This window comes from Lysinibacillus sp. NPDC093216 (genome assembly GCF_050280325.1).
Classification (GTDB): domain Bacteria; phylum Bacillota; class Bacilli; order Bacillales_A; family Planococcaceae; genus Lysinibacillus.
In genome coordinates this window covers 63031-82218 of the sequence record NZ_JBNNVB010000026.1, presented here as the reverse complement: position 1 = coordinate 82218, position 19188 = coordinate 63031, and the positions used below count along the sequence as shown (strand labels likewise).

General features: G+C 34.9%; 19 protein-coding genes and 1 riboswitch. Of the genes, 4 read left to right on the top strand and 15 right to left on the bottom strand.

What is annotated here, in order from left to right; genetic code table 11:
• Positions 1-80: 80 nt before the first annotated feature.
• Entirely contained in the window at positions 81-803 is a 723-nt protein-coding gene (locus ACQKOG_RS21885) for a GNAT family N-acetyltransferase (RefSeq protein WP_427448254.1), read from the top strand.
• 470 nt (positions 804-1273) lie between these two features.
• Here the strand turns inward: ACQKOG_RS21885 and ACQKOG_RS21880 are convergent, their stop codons facing one another.
• Positions 1274-1648 carry a hypothetical protein gene (locus ACQKOG_RS21880; RefSeq protein WP_427448253.1) on the bottom strand — a complete coding sequence of 125 codons (375 nt, stop codon included), beginning with the start codon at positions 1646-1648 and terminating at the stop codon, positions 1274-1276.
• Between the two features lie 334 nt (positions 1649-1982).
• On the opposite strand from ACQKOG_RS21880, the gene ACQKOG_RS21875 reads away from it, so the two are divergent.
• Positions 1983-2666, top strand: a complete 684-nt coding sequence (locus ACQKOG_RS21875; protein ID WP_427448251.1) for a GntR family transcriptional regulator — start codon at positions 1983-1985, stop codon at positions 2664-2666.
• Positions 2667-2687: 21 nt separating this feature from the next.
• A complete protein-coding gene (locus ACQKOG_RS21870; RefSeq protein WP_370083723.1) occupies positions 2688-3305 on the top strand; it encodes a sterol desaturase family protein in 618 nt (205 codons plus the stop codon).
• 297 nt (positions 3306-3602) lie between these two features.
• On the opposite strand, the gene ACQKOG_RS21865 is transcribed toward ACQKOG_RS21870, so the two are convergent.
• The 9 genes from ACQKOG_RS21865 to ACQKOG_RS21825 all read right to left on the bottom strand — a co-directional run bounded on the left by ACQKOG_RS21865 (position 3603) and on the right by ACQKOG_RS21825 (position 13038).
• A complete protein-coding gene (locus tag ACQKOG_RS21865) occupies positions 3603-3926 on the bottom strand; it encodes a diguanylate cyclase (protein ID WP_427448250.1) in 324 nt (107 codons plus the stop codon).
• Entirely contained in the window at positions 3911-4366 is a 456-nt protein-coding gene (locus ACQKOG_RS21860; protein WP_427448249.1) for a PAS domain-containing protein, read from the bottom strand. The genes ACQKOG_RS21865 and ACQKOG_RS21860 overlap by 16 nt, the downstream gene beginning before the upstream one ends.
• A 532-nt stretch (positions 4367-4898) precedes the next feature.
• Positions 4899-5414 carry a hypothetical protein gene (locus ACQKOG_RS21855; protein WP_427448248.1) on the bottom strand — a complete coding sequence of 172 codons (516 nt, stop codon included), beginning with the start codon at positions 5412-5414 and terminating at the stop codon, positions 4899-4901.
• 225 nt (positions 5415-5639) lie between these two features.
• Positions 5640-6188 carry a metallophosphoesterase family protein gene (locus tag ACQKOG_RS21850; protein ID WP_427448247.1) on the bottom strand — a complete coding sequence of 183 codons (549 nt, stop codon included), beginning with the start codon at positions 6186-6188 and terminating at the stop codon, positions 5640-5642.
• A gap of 281 nt (positions 6189-6469) precedes the next feature.
• Positions 6470-8008, bottom strand: a complete 1539-nt coding sequence (locus ACQKOG_RS21845; protein ID WP_427448246.1) for a hypothetical protein — start codon at positions 8006-8008, stop codon at positions 6470-6472.
• 708 nt (positions 8009-8716) lie between these two features.
• Positions 8717-8875, bottom strand: a complete 159-nt coding sequence (locus tag ACQKOG_RS21840) for a hypothetical protein (protein ID WP_427448245.1) — start codon at positions 8873-8875, stop codon at positions 8717-8719.
• Positions 8876-8939: 64 nt separating this feature from the next.
• On the bottom strand, positions 8940-10769 hold the full coding sequence (locus ACQKOG_RS21835; protein ID WP_427448244.1) for an ABC transporter ATP-binding protein: 1830 nt from the start codon (positions 10767-10769) through the stop codon (positions 8940-8942).
• A complete protein-coding gene (locus ACQKOG_RS21830) occupies positions 10762-12525 on the bottom strand; it encodes an ABC transporter ATP-binding protein (RefSeq protein ID WP_370083312.1) in 1764 nt (587 codons plus the stop codon). The genes ACQKOG_RS21835 and ACQKOG_RS21830 overlap by 8 nt, the downstream gene beginning before the upstream one ends.
• A gap of 69 nt (positions 12526-12594) precedes the next feature.
• Positions 12595-13038, bottom strand: a complete 444-nt coding sequence (locus tag ACQKOG_RS21825) for a MarR family winged helix-turn-helix transcriptional regulator (protein ID WP_402873450.1) — start codon at positions 13036-13038, stop codon at positions 12595-12597.
• 458 nt (positions 13039-13496) lie between these two features.
• Between ACQKOG_RS21825 and ACQKOG_RS21820 the strand changes: the two genes are divergently transcribed.
• Positions 13497-14009, top strand: a complete 513-nt coding sequence (locus ACQKOG_RS21820) for a peroxiredoxin family protein (protein ID WP_402873447.1) — start codon at positions 13497-13499, stop codon at positions 14007-14009.
• Between the two features lie 246 nt (positions 14010-14255).
• Here ACQKOG_RS21820 and ACQKOG_RS21815 read toward each other — a convergent pair whose 3' ends face one another.
• Genes ACQKOG_RS21815 through ACQKOG_RS21795 form a run of 5 tightly spaced genes read right to left on the bottom strand, consistent with a single transcriptional unit; the run spans position 14256 to position 18770 of the window.
• The gene (locus tag ACQKOG_RS21815; protein ID WP_370083318.1) at positions 14256-15098 is read right to left on the bottom strand and encodes a nucleotidyltransferase; all 843 of its coding nucleotides are present in this window, start codon (positions 15096-15098) and stop codon (positions 14256-14258) included.
• Positions 15099-15130: 32 nt separating this feature from the next.
• Positions 15131-15829: a precorrin-3B methylase gene (locus ACQKOG_RS21810; protein WP_370083320.1), complete on the bottom strand. Its 699-nt coding sequence runs from the start codon at positions 15827-15829 to the stop codon at positions 15131-15133.
• 50 nt (positions 15830-15879) lie between these two features.
• The gene (locus ACQKOG_RS21805; protein ID WP_370083322.1) at positions 15880-16878 is read right to left on the bottom strand and encodes an ABC transporter substrate-binding protein; all 999 of its coding nucleotides are present in this window, start codon (positions 16876-16878) and stop codon (positions 15880-15882) included.
• A 59-nt stretch (positions 16879-16937) separates the two neighbouring features.
• Positions 16938-17711: an ABC transporter ATP-binding protein gene (locus ACQKOG_RS21800; protein ID WP_370083324.1), complete on the bottom strand. Its 774-nt coding sequence runs from the start codon at positions 17709-17711 to the stop codon at positions 16938-16940.
• Entirely contained in the window at positions 17712-18770 is a 1059-nt protein-coding gene (locus ACQKOG_RS21795) for a FecCD family ABC transporter permease (protein WP_370083326.1), read from the bottom strand.
• 120 nt (positions 18771-18890) lie between these two features.
• A riboswitch (cobalamin riboswitch) is annotated at positions 18891-19075 on the bottom strand.
• Positions 19076-19188: the final 113 nt, after the last annotated feature.

The window sequence follows — 19188 nt, the reverse complement described above, 5'->3', positions numbered from 1 at the left end:
TACACAGGACATGGCAACACCATCTGTGGAGAGCTTTGTAACGCTTCTCTTAAGTACATAAGAACCCCACTGCTTTAGCTGTGGGAGTAGTCAGATCGATTGTTGCTGCTTTCGATAATGAAAATATACAAGCACTTATTGGGTTAGATATAGACGATGATTCAAGTGAAGTATGGGGACCATTTTCCATAAATGACAATGTAACGATGCAAGAGAAATTACTTTGCACATTGCAGCAGACATATCCACACATTTCAACCTATTATTTCTTCATCAACGAATTAAATACTCGACAATTAGCATTTATGGAGCGAATAAACGCCAATAAAACAGGTGAACATTTATTACTTGAAGTTTCGAAAGAATCTTTTGAAACTGTAGTTGCTATAACTAGTCGTTATTATAAAGAATCCGATTACGAGCAATTTAAAAGGATTCATTCAAATGCATTTTCAAAAACGTATTACGACGCAGATACCATTTTAAATAGAGCTCAATTAGTTGAAGAAAATGTTTTAAGAATTATAGAAAAGGATGGAATCGTACAAGGATATGCCTATTTTGAAATGGACTTAACAGCAAAAGAAGCCCATTTAGAATATATAGCTATCAATCCTGAATACAGAGGCAAAGGAATAGGCACCCCGTTACTAAAAGAAGTTTTAACAGAAATGTTTCGATTTGATGAAATTACTCAAATCACACTAAATGTAAACAATCAAAATGATCAGGCAAATCACGTTTATTTTAAAGCTGGATTTAAAAAGAAAGCGACTTTATGGAGTTTTTGTTTTAATAAATAAGCTATAAGTCGAAATTAATATTAGTTGGTCTTACATTAAATTTTAAGTTATGTCCTACAATCGGTACTACCTGGAAGATTGGTGAGCTAAATGCGGATAATCCAAATATCTCGGCGATTGAATGGACAGAGTTAATTTTCACATACGTGCCATTTACCAATTTATTTAACGCAACAGGTCAACCATCGTTATCGTTGCCACTCGCGATGAGTGCGTCTGACTTACCAATCAGGCTATAATTTACAGGACGCTTCGCAGAGGAATTAACTCTTCTACAGCTTGGGAAACAATTAGATGAATCTGCTCCATGGAAAGGTCGTAAACCACCCATACATGCGGGTGCAGAAGTTACGAAAATTGCGACAACATAAAAAAGTAGGTACAAATTTTTTTCTTGTACCTACTTTTTGTTAGTTTACGGACATGAAATATTTTTATGTATGCCATTAAAGAGGTCCGATACTTATCTACTATCCTTCGAGCATCTTCAGATAAGGTATTTCCTTGCCATCTACAATAGCAATCTCAATTGGTGTATTAGTCTCATAAATTATTGTTCCAACGGATAGTTTGTTAGATGTTCCGTTTTCAAAATCCTTTGCTTTATTGGTTTGTTTTGTTATTTCACCAATTTCTTCACCTATTGTGTAATTTAATTCTTTTACCCAATCTATGTTTTCTACATTAGAATATACAATATCATCCAGAACAAAGATGTCTGCTTTACCATCCTTAAGAAAATCCTTTGGTGTAGGATTACCATTAGTTACACATCCCGATAAAACTACAAGTGAGAGGCAAAGAAATAAGAGAAATTTTTCTTTCAAGCAAAATGATTTTTTCACTGTTTTCCCCCCTGATAATCAATTGTTCATTTAAACCCCCTACAATTTCTTACGCTTATTTTACCAGAAAGTTTAATCATTAAAAATTTATTCTAAAAGCAACAGTCTTTTAGAAAACGCCTTATATTAATTAGTTCCATTTTATATGTTGTACTTGTTTGATTCAAATAAATTAAATGTATATTGCCATCCTACTAAAGATTTTACGTGCTTGTTTGATAATTATTGAAAAAATTCGCCCTTCTTCATTGACATAAGATTCTGATTAGTTACATAAATCTGGTATTACCACTGTCTTTAATCTGTATTACCATAAAACAAAGGGGACGATGATTTGAAAGAAAAGGAAAGCTCCTCAGATAAAATTGAAAATGAATTAATTAGATCGATATTGGCTGGTGTTTATTCTGTAGGAAGTACTTTACCGCCGGAAAGAGAGCTTGCAAAAGAATTTGGTGTTGGTCGTCCAACTGTTCGGGAGGCACTTCAACGTTTAGGAAGGGGTGGATGGATAACAGGAAGAAAAGGAATACCTGCGATTGTTAATGATTATTGGCGCAATGGGAATCTAACGACACTTGTGAATATTATTGAGAATCATCCTATCATAACAGATGAATTTATCATGCACTTATTAGAATTAAGAAGTTCTTTGACTCCGACTTATATTCGTGATGCTGTTACGTTTAATCAACCTAAAGTGGTTGCTCTCCTTGCCAATCTAGAGCAACTTGAAGACAGTGCAGAGAGCTATGCAGCATTTGATTGGGATTTGCAAAAAAAGTGTGCTGGTCTTGCTGTCAATCCAATCTTTCTACTCATTTTAAATAGTTTCGATTCGATTTATATAGATATGGCGAAAAGATATTTTTCTGTAAAAGAATATCGTGAGCTGTCCTTCAACTATTACCACGACTTATTAAAAGCTACATTAAAGGGAGATGCAACGGAAGCGGAAAGATTGTCTACGAAAACAATGGCGAAAAGCTTGGCCCTCTGGAAAGATAGAAAAAAATAAAGAATACTGGAGGCGTGATAAATGAGATTGAAATATATAAAAGAATATTTTTCATATCCTGATATATTAATCATGACCTGTCTATTCCTCATTAGCTTTGGAATTATGATTCTTCATTTAACCTCTATCGGCATTTTGGGTACTTTTATTCTTGGAATGATTATGTATTCCTTAGCTGAGTATGTTACACACAGATTTCTTTTTCATCTAAAACCACCTAAGAATGCATTTTTGTTAAAAATGCTTAAACGCTTACATTATGACCACCATTCAAATCCGAATGAGTTACATTTATTATTTTTACCCTTATGGTATAGTGTGCCAAACATTGTCATTGTAGCAGTCATTTTCTATTTTCTTTCATCTAGCTTTATAATTACAAACGCATTTATTGCAGGTATCATGCTCTTTTTATTATTTTATGAATGGACGCATTATATCGCCCATCGCCCCCTTCGACCAATATCTCCATGGGGGCGTTGGATGAAAAAGGTTCATTTATGGCATCATTTCAAAAACGAAAATTACTGGTATGGTGTTACGAACCCAGCCTATGATTTTCTCATGGGTACCTTTAAAAATCAAAAGGATGTTGCCCAAAGTAAAACTGCTAAAAATCTAGAGCAACGTGGCGACTAGAAAATAGAATTATAAAAAGCCTTCTAGGTAAAATATTCGGTCCTATTCTGTCTTTATAATAAAAAGAGGCTGGGACAAATGTGTTTCAGCCAACAAAAATACCGAACTATCCAATGAAACTCTCATGAAGTGTTTCGGAATAGTTCGGTTTTTCTATTTATCGTGTTTTGTTAATTTAGAGATTATTCGGCTTTATGAAGGAACCATTTAGTTATGTCCCAGCCCCTTTAACTTCGCTTACTTATGATACGGTTCTCCGTAATGCATTTATGCGGTTTACTGCGTCAAAATAAAAGACTAAACCCTTTCCTTTAATAACTTTCTTTGCTTCTTATTTTTATACATCTTCGCATCTGCTCGGCTAAACAACTGCTCCATAACGCCGTAAGAGGAGTTGCTATATTCATATCCGATAGATATTTTAATCGATGAGAACGGCAAGTCTTTATAGTCTTTTTGCATTTTCATCTCAACATTTTTTAAATATTGCTCGACTTGTAAAACGCTTTTATTTGGAATAAGAATAGAGAATTCGTCACCACCGATTCTTGCTATAAGCATGTCATTATCTGCATACGCTTCCAAACAAACTGCTGTTTCACATACTAATTTATCCCCCATTTGATGACCGTATTTGTCATTAACACTACATACTTGCCATCCTTATAAACAGGTGTAGCATATTCTTCAGACCAAATATATTCCCCTAGATGATTTTTTAAGCGTACCGTAATAGGCTGGTTAAAATTAAGTGTCCCTAATATTTTCTTTACTAAAATCTCATAATCATCAGGATGGATGATTTCAAAGATTTTATCAGGATCCTGTACATGATCTCTTAATGCATTTGGACCAAGGAGATTATTGACAGTAGGACTTAAATATAGATATTTCAACTTAGGATTCGTCTCACAGTAATATAAAATATCACGTATATTTTCAACCGATTCCACCAGAGGCTCTAATAACTCTACTTTTTGTTGTAGCTTAGATTTATGATAATGTAGGCGTAAACATATTAGTAAAAGTCCTATTATTATGCCCCCCAAAAATATCTCCATAAAAAAAACCGCCCTCATTTAAATTGTGCAATTAAATTTTGTAATTTAATTTTCCCGAAATAACAATCAAATCTATTTTCTGAATTTTGCAACACAAAGTAAATTATACCTCCATTTTTTCCTATAACAAAAGGTTTATATTATTTGTATAATTCTACCGTTTAGTGAAATAAAAAATGAATTAATTGAGTAGCTGCACAATGGTTATAGAGGATCAGATGCCGAGGTTGATGAATTCAACTCATGCAAACAAATAAAAGCCAGCATTAGATGAAATCAAGCAAAATTATTAGGATTCTACCACCTAAAACACAGTCCAAAAGCGAAATATGGCATTCAAATTTAAGAAGCATCTTCAAACTGACTGTTGAATAAATTTGTCATTAGTTAACTATGTTCCATTTAATTTATGTCCATTTACAAAATAAAAATCAAACAGCCAACTAGCTTCGATTAAATATCGATGCCAGGTGGCTGCAAAAGTCTGTCTAGTCGACAGAGATAAAGTGTTTTTTAGTCTTCACAATTTGTCCTAAACCCACCCAATATTAATAGTATCATCATGAAAGAATTCAATTACATATTTCTGAGTTTGGCAATAAATATATAAATCATTTCCTAACCAGACAATCTCCTTAATATTACTTAACAATTCTTTAGTCATTTTAGTTTTTACACATGGATGACTATCGTATCCCCAAAAGATATATATGGGAGTTGATGTGTCAAATCCTTTAGACATTAAATGAGAAGGAATGCTTGTTATTTCTTGGTCATTTATTTCAACTCGGTTAACACCCACATTTCCCCAGTCTATTCTGTTCCAAAATGCAATTGGAAAATTCCCAGAGAAATCTTCTACAATTAAATCACTTTTTTTAGAATCTAGAATTTCAAATATTTCCGTTTCGCCGAACACTTCTTGAAGTAGGTCCTTTACTTCATTCTCTTTTTTTATTCTATCTTGTATTATTTCTTTTTGTTTTCTTACCTCTAAAATTTCATTTAATCTTTTCTGTCTTTCTTCTCTGTTCACTTTAATGTTCAACTCTTTCCCTACTTTTAACTAACCTGAACCGTTAGTAAAGCTGATTACCATGAAATACTTTTAATATAAATTCTCGTTGTGGTACTTGTAATTTATGATACGATTCTAAAAAAGAAGTGTTATCATAAGTTGTTTCTTCCAGTTTAATTTCAATTGCTTCCTTCGATAATGTAATAATCGCATATGGCGCAGTTGGTTTATTGTTACAACCAAGAGAACCAGGATTTAAGTATATCGTTTTTTTCCTCTAAAATAATGAAGAGGATGATGGTGCCCAAAACAAATCAACTCTTCTTTGTTATCTTCAAATAACTTTTCTAAGTTTTCAATACTCGGGGTAACAATTGAACTAAATGGATCCTTGCTAGTATGTTCATTTATGTAATTGTTTTTAATTTTGTAATGAGTAAATAGAATTGAGTGTCCTTCTATATTTTCTTTAATCGTACGGTGTATTTTTTCTAACTTTGGAATAAATGATTTATCCAGTCTATCTAATATCCATTGATGGTGTTCTTTTGTGTGAGAATGACTTTTGGGATACTTTTGACCTTTTGCTAAGGATAAGACAGCTTCATCGTGATTTCCAGTTATCATTGAAATATCGTTTCTCGAGAAAAGCATCTGTAAAACTTCGTTAGAGTCAGCACCAATTCCAATCATATCCCCTAAACAATATATACGTTTAATGTCTCTTCTGCTATCTATATCAGAAAGAACGGCATTTAATGCAGATGCATTACCGTGTATATCTGTAAATATTGCTATTCGCATAATTGATTTCTCCCCGTTTCAAAATTTACTATATATTCTCCTTAATACATCAAGATTCCTTCTTAAACTAAAGTGCATAATAAAATCTCCAAATGAAAAACATACTAACATTAGTAGTACAAATCATGGCCTTGGTTTGTACTACTAATGTTAGTATGTTTAAACTTCTCTTTCTCATGATACGGTTCTCCTTATCATCGCAAAGGTGAAAAATTTGCACCCATCAGTTAATGACCCTCCTGATTTCATGACATATTTCACCGAATGTTTAGCCAGTAATATTATACATTGACTTTGAATATTTCCATGCAAAGTTTGATTTGCTCTGAATACTTCTTGAGGTCTCTTTCAACATCGGAAGTGTAAATATTAATCTTTTCATTTTGAATAGAAGTTGTTTTTTTATCGTTGAAAAAAATTCCAAACTCTTCTGCGCTATAACTTTCAATATCATCAATTCCAATTGTTGATATTAATAAAGCTGTATATGTCTGTAATCGTTTAAGAGTTTCTAATTCCCAATAGGTCAATAGGTTTTCATAGGTAACAATAGCTTTATCACACTCTCTTTTAATGTCATATATAATTGATATATATTGAGCGAATAGCTTTTGAGGATCTTCAACTGGAGGGAAATCCTGTAACATCCTATTTTGATACTTAATCAATAACAACAAATCCTGTAAGGCAAACTTTTTGATTTGAGAAATCTCTTCATATTTTCTTTTTCGAAACCCAATTAAGTAAATCAAAAAGCAAATAGAAATAGCTAGTGCTGTTGATAATACATAAGTCACTATTTGCTTTATTTTCGCAATGTCCAATATAAAGTTGAAAGTAACTAAGTCTTTCAATCCCACAGTAGAATTACTTGCAATAATACCTGACAAGCAGATAATAATCATTATAATACAGGATAAAATATAAAACTGCGGTCTTTTCATATAATTATCTCCTATACGGGTATTCAAATATCTTTCAAATTCTCGCAAATTCTGTTTTAATTCTTCGGCAGTTTTGCTTAAATTTGTGGTACGCATTAAATTGTTTTTTAACGAGGTTACTTTCATCAGATTAATTCCAGCGAACCGAAAGAGTAGTCGTTTAAATTTTTTTTGTTCCTTAGGTTCAACTTTTAACCTTACAAATATTTGCTCGTAAGTATTATAAAGGGCCAATCCATATACTACTGGGAGATTCATAAACAACAATAAAATAGGAAGTAGAAACTCTTTCAAAGTTTTTATATTTAAAATCTCTCCCGGACTTCGTATCAAGTTGTACAAAGTAAATATTATTATCACAATTCCAAAGGCAACAAATAGCCCATCTATGAACTTTTTGACAATCACTGTTTTTTCTTCTCTCGATGCAACTGCATAAACCCCGCCAAGAAAAAGAGCTATTGGGATAGTCAACATTTCCACAGCCAAGTTAAACGTCCAAAAATTTAGGATAAATTCGATAATCACAATAAACGCGAGATTTTCTTTAATCAATTTTGCAAAAAATCGTCCATCTTTTGCATCCTCAATTGTTTTTACAAATATCGGGATAAATACGAATATTACCCAAAATACTGTATTTTTCAATAACGACAAATCCCAAAAACTAGTATGGTAGAGATATAGAACAGTTAGAGAAAAGAAACTAAGAAATACTATATAAAAAACAACAAATTTGCGACTAAAGACAATCGGTAAGACAGATTTTAAAAATCCCCTACCAACTTTTGTAAAGAGACCGATTATAATGGCTATGATAACCCAAACAACTAATGCAATCTCCCTATTATTAAAAATGCTCTGAATTGCATCCATTTGGAATCTCCTATGCTTTTCTAAACTTTGCTACACGGTTTCTGTAAGAACTCAAGTTAAACTTATACTATGTCAAGAAAATTGACACAGATAATTGAGATTTTCTTGACATTATCAGTTCTCCTTCAATTTCATTACTTCCACCAAATCCACCTGACAGGGTTGAAATTTGCGCCTCTAAAGATTTTTTGAAGATGAAATTTTTATATTTTTAATTGCTACATGTTTTTTCCTTCTAGGACAGCCTTGTACTCAACTACCTTTTTCGCATCAAAATATAATAGATTCTTGAAAATAAAAAATACCTCACTATATTAAATATATGTAAAATTATAACACATTCCATTTAAATACTATGTTATTTAAACTAAATAAAGCCTTCTAGAACGTTGTGAACTCAATGTTCTAGATAGCTTTTATTAATCAAATTATTAAAACCTCACATACTTATGATAAGGTTATCCTAACTAAAATCCACATTTAGCTACTTGTAGGATCAAACTAAAATAGAAACCAAAACAGAAAAAGGAGCTGTTGAGAAGTGTTCCCAGACACCTCTCCAACTCCTAATTTCATTTCTTGTAACACATCATTATTCAGCATGATTTGGATGCTTTCAATCTTACATTTTTCCCCAATCGTAACCTGATGAATCAACAAATGTAACAGTCGCTTACGTTGCTCTCTCGTAAGAGAATTTTTGAATGCCTAATCAAAACTCTCGAATATGACTTTTACCTGTTCATACGTTATTTTTGTAATCGTTGATCCTAGTAGTTGCTCCTTCAACGGTTCCATAGCAACCTTCACATCGTTCTTCTGCTGTTCAATTGCTTCTCTAATACGAGGTATCTTTATTTTAAACAATCAATCTTTTTTACTAAATTACACACTGCCCCAATAGCCAAAAGCGAAATATTGGCATTCAATATTATGAAGCATCTTCAAACTGACTATTATAAAGATCCGCATAGAATCCTTTTTCTGCAAGCAGTTCTTCATGATTACCACTTTCAATAATATCTCCGTCTTTCATAACTAAAATCAAATCGGCGTTTTTAATTGTTGAAAGTCTATGCGCAATAACAAATGATGTTCTGCCCACCATCAATTTATCCATTGCTTTTTGAATAAGTGCTTCAGTACGCGTATCAACGGAACTAGTAGCTTCATCCAAGATAAGCAATGGTGCTTTTTTAACCATTGCCCTTGCAATCGTAATAAGCTGTTTCTGTCCTACAGATAAACTTGTATTATCATTTAAAACTGTATCATAACCTTTTGGCAACGTTCGAATAAAGTGGTGCAAACCTACCGCCTTACAAGCTGCAACTACTTCTTCATCGGTTACATGTTCTTTGTTATAAATGATATTTTCCTTAATGGTACCTTCGAATAACCAAGTATCTTGCAGCACCATGCAAAATAAGTCGTGAACATTTTTACGAGTAATAGACTTAGTCGATACGTCCTCAATCATGATTTCCCCACTGTCTACTTCATAGAAACGCATAAGAAGATTAACAAGCGTTGTTTTACCAGCCCCAGTAGGTCCGACGATGGCCACCTTTTGACCGGCTTCTATATGAGCAGAAAAATCTTTAATAATAAGTTGTTCTTTCGTATATCCGAACTTAACGTTTTTAAATTCTACATTACCTTTTACATCTTTAGCATCTAAAGTGACTTTCTTTTCACTTTCATCTTTAAGCTCCTCTTCTTGTAAGAACTCAAATACACGTTCGCTTGCTGCGGCAGTTGACTGCAGGCTTGTAGCGGCCTGTGCTAATTGAGACAACGGCTGCGTAAATAAGCGGATATACACCATAAATGAAACAATAACACCAAATGTAATAGAACCTTTCACTACTAATGCAGCTCCTACTACACACACAACAACATAACCTAAATTTCCAATAAAGATCATGAGTGGCATCATCATCCCTGACATAAACTGTGCTCGCCAAGCGCTATTAAAAAGACTTTCATTGATTTCGTTAAATTCTTGCGTGGCCGCTTTTTCACCGTTATAAACCTTCATGACATTATGCCCTGAATAGATTTCTTCAATATGGCCATTTATTCTACCAAGGTCCTGCTGCTGGCGTACGAAGTACTTTCGGGATTTGGATATAATAAATGTCATGAATATAAATCCAACGAAAGTCGCAGCAATAGCAGAAAGAGCCATCGTAACATTAATATAGAACATCATAATTAAAGATCCAAAGAACATTACTCCCGCTGTCACTAACGAACCAATACTTTGGTTTAGAGACTGTCCAATCATATCCACATCATTCGTGACACGACTTAACACATCTCCGTAGGTTGTAGAGTCAAAGTATTTCAATGGTAATCTATCAATTTTGTTCGAAATATCTGAACGTAACCTTTTGGAAACTCGCTGCGTAATAGTAGCCATAATAAACGCCTGAATATAATTGAATACAAAGCTCAATCCATACAAAATAGCAAGTAACAGACCGATTTTTCCTATTGCCGTAATATCAATCTCACCGGTCATGCCATCCATTATCAAATCGGTGATCTCACTCAGCTTATTTGGTCCAATGATCGTGAAAATTGTTCCTGCAACTGCCAATACAATGGCAAAGATGATGGCTGGTAAATAAGGTTTACAATAGGCAATCAACTTTCCCATAGGCTTTTTAAAATTCTTTGGCTTTTCTCCAGGAGCCATCATAGGACCTGGACCACCTGGACCTCTTCGGGGCTTATTTGTTTGTGTATTACTCATTTTCCAACTCCTCCTTCGATAGCTGCGAATAGGCGATTTCCTGATAAGTGTTACAAGTTTTCAATAATTCACTATGTGTCCCCATACCAACGATTTTACCTTCATCAAGAACAATGATTTTATCAGCATCTTTAATCGTTCCAATTCGCTGTGCCACAATCAAAGAAGTTGCACCTTTCGTTTCTTTTTTCAAGGTAGAACGAAGTTGACGGTCTGTTTTATAATCTAGGGCAGAGAACGAATCATCAAAAATAAAGATTTCTGGGTTTCTATTCACTGCTCTTGCAATAGAAAGACGTTGTTTCTGTCCTCCTGAAAGATTTGTTCCGCCTTGCGCAATAGCCGCTTCATATTCACCGTCCATTTTCTCCACAAATTCTTGCCCTTGAGCAATTTCCACCGCTTTTTTGATTTCCTCATCTGTTGATGAAGTCTGACCGTTATCACCATAGGCAACATTAGATTTTACCGTACCTGAAAATAATACGGCTTTTTGAGAAACGTAGCCAAGCTTATTATAAAGAGCTTCATGTGCATATTCTTTCACATTAATGCCGTCGACTAATACCTCTCCGTCAGTAGCATCGTAAAATCTTGGGATTAAATTAATTAGCGTACTCTTACCACTACCCGTAGAACCGATAAAAGCAACAGTTTCGCCTTTATGTGCTGTAAAGCTAATATCCTTTAAAACATAGTCTTCTGCATCAGGATATTTAAAACTAACATTACGCAGTTCGATTTCACCTTCGATTCCCTTAGGCGACGATTGCGTTGCGCCATCAATAATTGTCTGAGGTGTATTTAGTACTTCATTAATACGTGCTGCAGATACTGCTGCTCTCGGTAGCAAAATGAATGTCATTGATAATAGCATAAATGCCATAACTACCTGCATTGCATAAGATGAAAATACGACCATATCACTAAACTTACCAATTCTATCCATACCCGCTGCATTATTAATTAAATGCGCTCCAATCCAATAGATTGAAAGGGTTAAACCCGACATAATCAGACCCATCCCCGGCTGCATAAGGGCCATAAGGCGGTTCACAAAAAGATTTGTATCCGTTAAATTGTTATTTACTTTTTCAAACTTTTCTTCCTGATACCCTTGTGCGTTATAAGCATGAACAACACGAATACCGGTTAAACCTTCTCTTGTTACTCGGTTAAGATTATCTGTCAGTTTTTGAACGACTTTAAATTTCGGTAGCACAAAGATGATTAGGTTACCTATCAAAATAAGTAAAACAATGACAGCTACTCCTGTTGCCGCTGACCACTCCCAACTTTTCCCCATGATCTTCAAAATAGCCCATGTTGCAAGGATAGGAGCCTTAATCATAACTTGAAGACCCATTGCAACAGTTTGCTGTATTTGCGTTATATCATTAGTAGAACGAGTAATTAGACTTGCGATTGAAAAACCATTAATCTCCTCCATAGAGAAAGATAAAGTTTTGTTAAATACCCCTTTTCGCAATTCCTTCGAAAGAGACGTTGCTACCTTTGCCGCAAAATAGCCCACGATGATTGCCAATATCATACTGCCAAGGGCACATAAAAGCATCTTCCCTCCAGCTGTCCATATCTCGCTCGTTTTACTACCCTCTGTTTGTACAAGGGTCGTAATTTTAGCCATATAATCCGGCAACTTCAAATCCAGCCAAACTTGCCCTACTATGAACACTATGCTGGCTACAATTAGCGTCCATTCTTTTGGTTTTAAGTATTTAAATATTTTTAACATGTATGCAGTCCCCTCATTTAGTTAGCATGCTAACTATATAGTGATAAAAATTCAAAAATAGCATCTTCTTCAAGATTCAATATTCTCTTTCATAGCATCCATCACTTCAAAAAAAACTTCAAGTTTCTCTTCCGGGATACCTGTTAGTAATTGTTGTTCAAGCATTACTCTACGTGTCATGATACTATCATGTATTTTCAACGCATCTTCTGTTAAGACAATTTTTTTGAGTCTTGAATCATAAGGAACAGTTTGCCTAGTAATCAATCCATTACTTTCCATAGATTTCAGTATTCTAGACGCTGTTGATTTGCGAATAGAAAATTCTCGTTCAAAATCTTTTTGAAACACATCTGTATCTTGATTTTTGTAAAGATAACCAATCGTCCAACCATGCATGGCAGTAAGGTTATCTCTTTCCGTTTGCATAGTACATATAGTTTGATCCAATTGTCTTCTCATTAAGAGTGACAATGTACGCAACTCTAACCCAACTGATCTCCTTTTGCTCAATTTTCTACCTCCGAACTGTTAGCCTGCTAACTTTAGTATATAAAACAAGTTATAGTGTCCCCCATATGTAGCATGGCGTACTTAACAATTTATTCGTAAGACGCTTATGCCATTAGGTGAAAGATGGATCATGTTCAGATTTATCTCCGTATTCAGTTTGCCATATTGACTGCAAAAAATTCAACAAAAAAGCAAAACCACTTTTTAGTTATGAAAATAAGTGGTGTTGCTTTGAAATAAAGTATGCTAAGAAATGACAAATAATAATGTTCATTTCACTTTTCTAAGCCTGAATACGAAAAAAATTACAGCTCGGAATTTGTTGGAAGAAACGGTTTTTGTGCAGTTTAGTTAGGCCTTAAATTTTACATATCTAATTTAGAAAAGGAAAGAATATAAAGGAGTTCCAAATCCGTACTAGAGCTCAATAAGAATTTACAATTTTCAGGAGGATAAGTATGTCTACATTTAATTTGGGTGACAAAGTACCCAATTTTACTCTTCCAGCAGTCAACGGCGAAGAATTCTCTTTTGTATCTCATCAAAACCAGCATAAAAGTTGGCATCTCATTATCTTTTTCAGAGGATCATGGTGCCCTGTTTGTCTTCATGACTTAAAAGAGCTTGAAGAAAACAAAAGTTATTTTGAAGACAAGAATGTACATCTAATTACAATCTCAACGGATCAATTGGAAAATTTAAAGAAAATGGTTGATGAGCACAATCTTACCTTTACCGTCTTAGCAGATGAAGAGTTAAAAACATTAAAAGCATATGATGTGTTTTATCACGGAGAAGAAGCACCCTATGAGGATCATGGTACGCATGGAGAGCCAGCTTATTTCCTAGTTGATGAAAATGGACAACTACTTTATCAACAAAAACAAACAAGTCCATTTGGACGCCCATCATCTACTGAACTTCGCAAGATTGTCCAGTATATTGGAAAGAATTTAAAGACAAATCAATAAATAATAATATATGATTGGGCGCAATTGTAGAGCAACATAAATAGAAAATGATCAAACTTTATTTGCAGTATACGATTGACCTAAAATCTAAAAATGCTTCAAAATAAAAGGTAATCCCATATTAGACATGACTAAGATAGGATTACCTTTTTCTGTATGTGGAATCAATTCCGTCTGTTATAACGTAATAATATAGGCTAAAACAAAGCTAATTCCAAATTCGAATTTCGCAAGTTATTAATTAGATTATATTTTCATGTTTAATTCTCTATTAGGGTTATAGGATTTTAGCCATTTTTCAGCTTCACTAACCATCCACGTTCCAAATTCATTTAAAAACGATAACAATAAGTTTGTATCTATTATGGGTGTTATGGCATATTCAAGTGCTTTTTTCATGTCCCTTTCCTTTTCAGGGAAATATTCCGAAAACAATTTATAAGCAGGATATAAATCCCTTGTATATGTGTTTGCTTTAGTTATGACAAGTCCAAGTCCTGCTCTTACAATAATTTTCATAATCCACTTGCAACAATCTTTAATATCCTCTATATCAGAATTATCTTGAAGATCATCACAGGCATTTTTAATTTGACCTTGCAAATGAATAAGGTGGTCATTTGCTAAAGCTTCGTCAGCTTTATATCTTGGTAATTGAGGTATCAAATCTTCTCCAAACACACATATTCCATGGGTTTTAAGTATGAAACTAATTATTGAAAAAGATGACGAATTTAAAATATCTTCTATGCCGTAAAAACTTAGTTCAATACCATCTACACAAGTATGTTTTTGATTTAATTCTTGTTCCACTTCTTTTATCCGCTTTAACTGCAGTTTATTAGGGTTTTGTTTTGTAACCGCTATTGTGTCTAAGTCAGCTACGCCTTCAATACCTATCCCTTTTGGAATAGATCCTCTTATGTATACACTATGTAAGTCATCTTGAAGATGAGTGGAATACGTATTAACCACATCGTATATCACAGGAAGAAAAATTGGGTTGATTTTATTCCAGTCTGAATGGTTAATAATGTAACCATCTCTATCAGTAACACATAAGCTTCCAATTTCTCTAATAGTAGTCATCACATATCTCCTTCTACAATTTTAGTTGTAAATCAATCTACAATCACTCTACCTGGGTAATTTTTTATCGTTTGCCAGTAGTCTGCTGCTTTTGTTCTCTTGTAAAACTTATAAAATGGTTCTTTTTGGCGAGCAAGTTCTTTATAGACCCTAATTATTTCCTGTAAAAGATTTTCGATATGCTGTACAGACACTTTCTTCACAAAAAGCTCCCCTGCCTGTGCGTTTTTACCCATCGGAACAGCCCCTAAATACACATCAAAGCTATCTTTCTGATATACAAGCCCAATATCATCATATACGGCATTATAGCAAGCTGATGCACAGCCATTCATATTAATGCGAATCCTGCTTGGTACTTCCAAGCCTTCAAGCTGCTGATACAGCTCCTCTGTAATCTGTGCTGCCTCCATTTTATCGCCATCACAAAAATCACAAGCCTTCATAGTTACAATCTGTCCTTGCTTTGCAATATATAAGCCCGCCTTTTCCAACTTCCTTTTGGCAGTCGTTAATTCTATTGTCGGTACAGATAGTAGTATACTGTAGGATGCAGAATATTTAATAGCGCCACTCACTCCGACTACCTCTGCGATTGTTTGAAATTGTGCTGGTGTATAATGTTTGTTGATAATGCCAGGACTCACAGCAAGACGCGTAAATTCACCTTCTATGTTTAACTTAGCAAATGTTTTTTCAGGAATATTATGGCTAAAAGCATTTATAGTCATTTTTACCCTCCTCCTATAAAAAAAGCTAGCACATGGCTAGCTCCTCTTCTTTATTGAAAGCTTTCTGGATAAAATCCTTGTGCCAAAATTTGTATTGCTTCAGCCGCACGAACACCTTCAGACGCTGCTGATAGTGGTAAAATAACGAAACGTTTGTTTAATACCGCTTCCGTTTCTTTTAGTGCCGGATCATTTTTTAGGAAATTAATTTTTTCTTCAGCAGTAGTTGAACCATAGTCAATTACAACGATAACTTCCGGGTTGCGCTCAACTACATCTTCTTTTGAAACGGTTGTCCAGCCAGACTCAACATCCCCAAAAATATTTTTTCCACCTGCTACTGTCACAAGTTCATTCATGAAGTTTTGGGCAGCAGTGAAAACTTCTTTCTCACCACTATCAAATACAAGAATACGTAAATTCCCCTCCTCTTGCGGAAGCTTCGTACGAATATCCTCTACATCTTTTGTCATTTGCTCAATTAACTTTTCTCCACGCTCTTCCACATGGAATATCTTGGCGATGTTACGAATATCGCCGAAAATATCCTCTAACTTAGGATTTTTAATGCTTGAAGATGTATGTAAATAAGTGTGGATGCCAAGTGCTTCTAGTTCTTCTGGTGTTCCAACACCCTTCTCACTAAACCCGCTTTTCCAGCCTGCATATAAAAAATCTGCTCCTGCATCAATCACTTGTTCCTTTGTTGGGTATTGCTCAGCTAGTACCGGAACTTTATCATAAGCTGCCTGTAACGGTGGATAAATTGCATCATCTAAATATGCTGTTCCGACCATTGAATCCTCTAAGCCTAACGCTAGCATAATCTCTGTCACATGCTGATTTAAGCTAATTGCTTTTTTAGGTGCTTGCGAATAGACTTGTGTCGTATCGTTATTGTCAATCGTTACTTCCGTTGCTCCTGCTTTTGCTGGTTCTACTTGTTCACTTTGCGATGCTGAATCCTGTTTTTCCTCGTTACCACAAGCCGCTAAAATACTTAGCATTGCGATTGCAAGAACAAGCCATACGCTTTTTAATGTCTTCATGTCTACTTCTCCTTTTTTCTAAAAAATATATTGAAAGAAATCTAAGTCTCTTAAACTAACTATAAAAATTGCTCAGATATATAATAAATATGCGGCTTTTTCGTGACAGGATGTACATTAACTTCTGCATGTACACCAAACACCTTTTGTAGCAATGAGGGTGTTAATACATCAAACGGAGTTCCATACGCCGCAATTTCTCCGTCCTTTAAAACATAAATTTTATCGCAATAAGTTGCTGCAATATTTAAATCATGCAAGGCTACAATGACCGTAATCGGCAAGCTCTGTATTAAATCCATAAGCTGGAGTTGATGCTGAATATCTAAATGATTCGTTGGCTCATCTAATGCCATAACCTTAGCCTGTTGCGCCAAAGCCCTTGCAACAACGACTCGTTTTTTCTCACCACCAGATAATGAACTAAAAGTACGTTCACTTAAATGCAGTACGCCTGCTTGCTGCATCGATTCCTCGACAATAGCTAGATCTTCTTTTGTATCCACTTCCATAAGCCTTTTATGCGGTGTACGTCCCATTGCAACAAGATCCTTAACAGTAAACTCAAAAAGCACTGGTGTTTCCTGCCCTACGACGGCTAGTTGCTTTGCTATCTCCTTTGAAGATTGCTTGTAAATATTTTCATTAAATAAAAATACTTCTCCCTCTTGAGGTTGTAGCATACGATACATATTTTTTAATAGGGTCGATTTCCCACTGCCATTAGGTCCAATTATGCCCACAAACTCGCGTTCTTGAATATGTACAGAAACATTGTTTAATATTTTCACCTGCTGCACGGCAAAAGTAAGGTTCTTTGCTACGTATACCATCTAATTTTCCTCCCCGAAAGAATACATTTGCTTACGCAACATCCATATAAAAAATGGGCATCCGCATAAAGCAGTAATAATTCCAATCGGCATTTCCTCAGGTGCAATCACAATACGCGCAGCTGCATCAGCCCATATTAAAAATATCGCACCAATTAATGCACTGACTGGCAGTACAAACTTATAATTTGAGCCGACAATCATGCGTACGATATGTGGAATAATCAGTCCTATAAAGCCAATTGCACCACTTACAGCAACAAGGACACCTGTTAATAGGGAAATTAATAGAATTAGTAGCAATCGAAATTTCTCTAAATTAATCCCCAGCGTAACAGCAGATTCTTCGCCTAGTAAAAGTAAATTCAAATGACGTGCATGAAGACGTAAAATTACGTAGACGACCGTTAAAACAACGAACGGAATCATTAAATTTACCCATTTCGCTCCAGCCAGACTTCCCATCATCCAATACATCACTGCCTTTATACCGCCCTCTTCTTTCGCCATCATCAGCATAAAATTCGTCATTGCTGACAAAACTAGTGACACGGCAATTCCGGCTAATAATAATCGAATAACTGAAATTCGCCCCTCAACTCGTGCTAAGAAAAACACGATTAGTACTGCAATCGTCGCACCTATAAAAGCCGCAAGTGATAGCGCATACATACCTAAAAATGAAAAAGCGCCCAGTAAAATAACAGACGTCGCCCCGACAGATGCACCGGAAGATACACCTAAAATATAGGGGTCTGCGATTGAGTTGCGAACTAAAGCTTGAATAGCAGCTCCCGAAATTGCAAGACCCGCTCCGACTATTATGGCAAGTACTACGCGGGGAGTACGAATTTGCCAGATGATGATTTCCTGCGAACGACTCCAATCTTCTGTAATGCCAAGTGGATTGAACGGGATATGCGATAAAATAATGCGCCATACAATACTAGGTGTTATAGACACAGAGCCTACCATTATCGCTAACGTCAAGGATATTAGAACGACACCAGTCAACACTAATAAGAGTAGGTTGATTTTTCTAGTTGTTGGATTCTTCAAAACGCTCTCCTCTCTTAAAGCAAAGGGCATAAAAAAATCCCCTTGTCTACAAGAGGATGTCATAGTTAAATAAAGGGCGTCTCTTCCCAGTCACTACAACCATCCTCGTGGTTCTATGTAAGTTTGTTGCTTTTATTGGCAGGTCTCCTGGCTTAGGTTCATCATCTATACGCCTTCCCATAGCTCGCTACAGTGACATATTGTATAGACTCTCCATTACAGTTGCGGGACAGCATCGGATTTGCACCGATTTCCCTTTTAAGCAAACGAACAATGTCATTCGCACCAACAAAAATTATTAAGTTATAAGAGGAACAATATCAGAATATTTTCCAGATAGCAATTACATTATATATTACATTAAAGTAAAAATAGTAATAAACGAGAGATTAATAGCCAGAAAATAGAACTGTTAAAC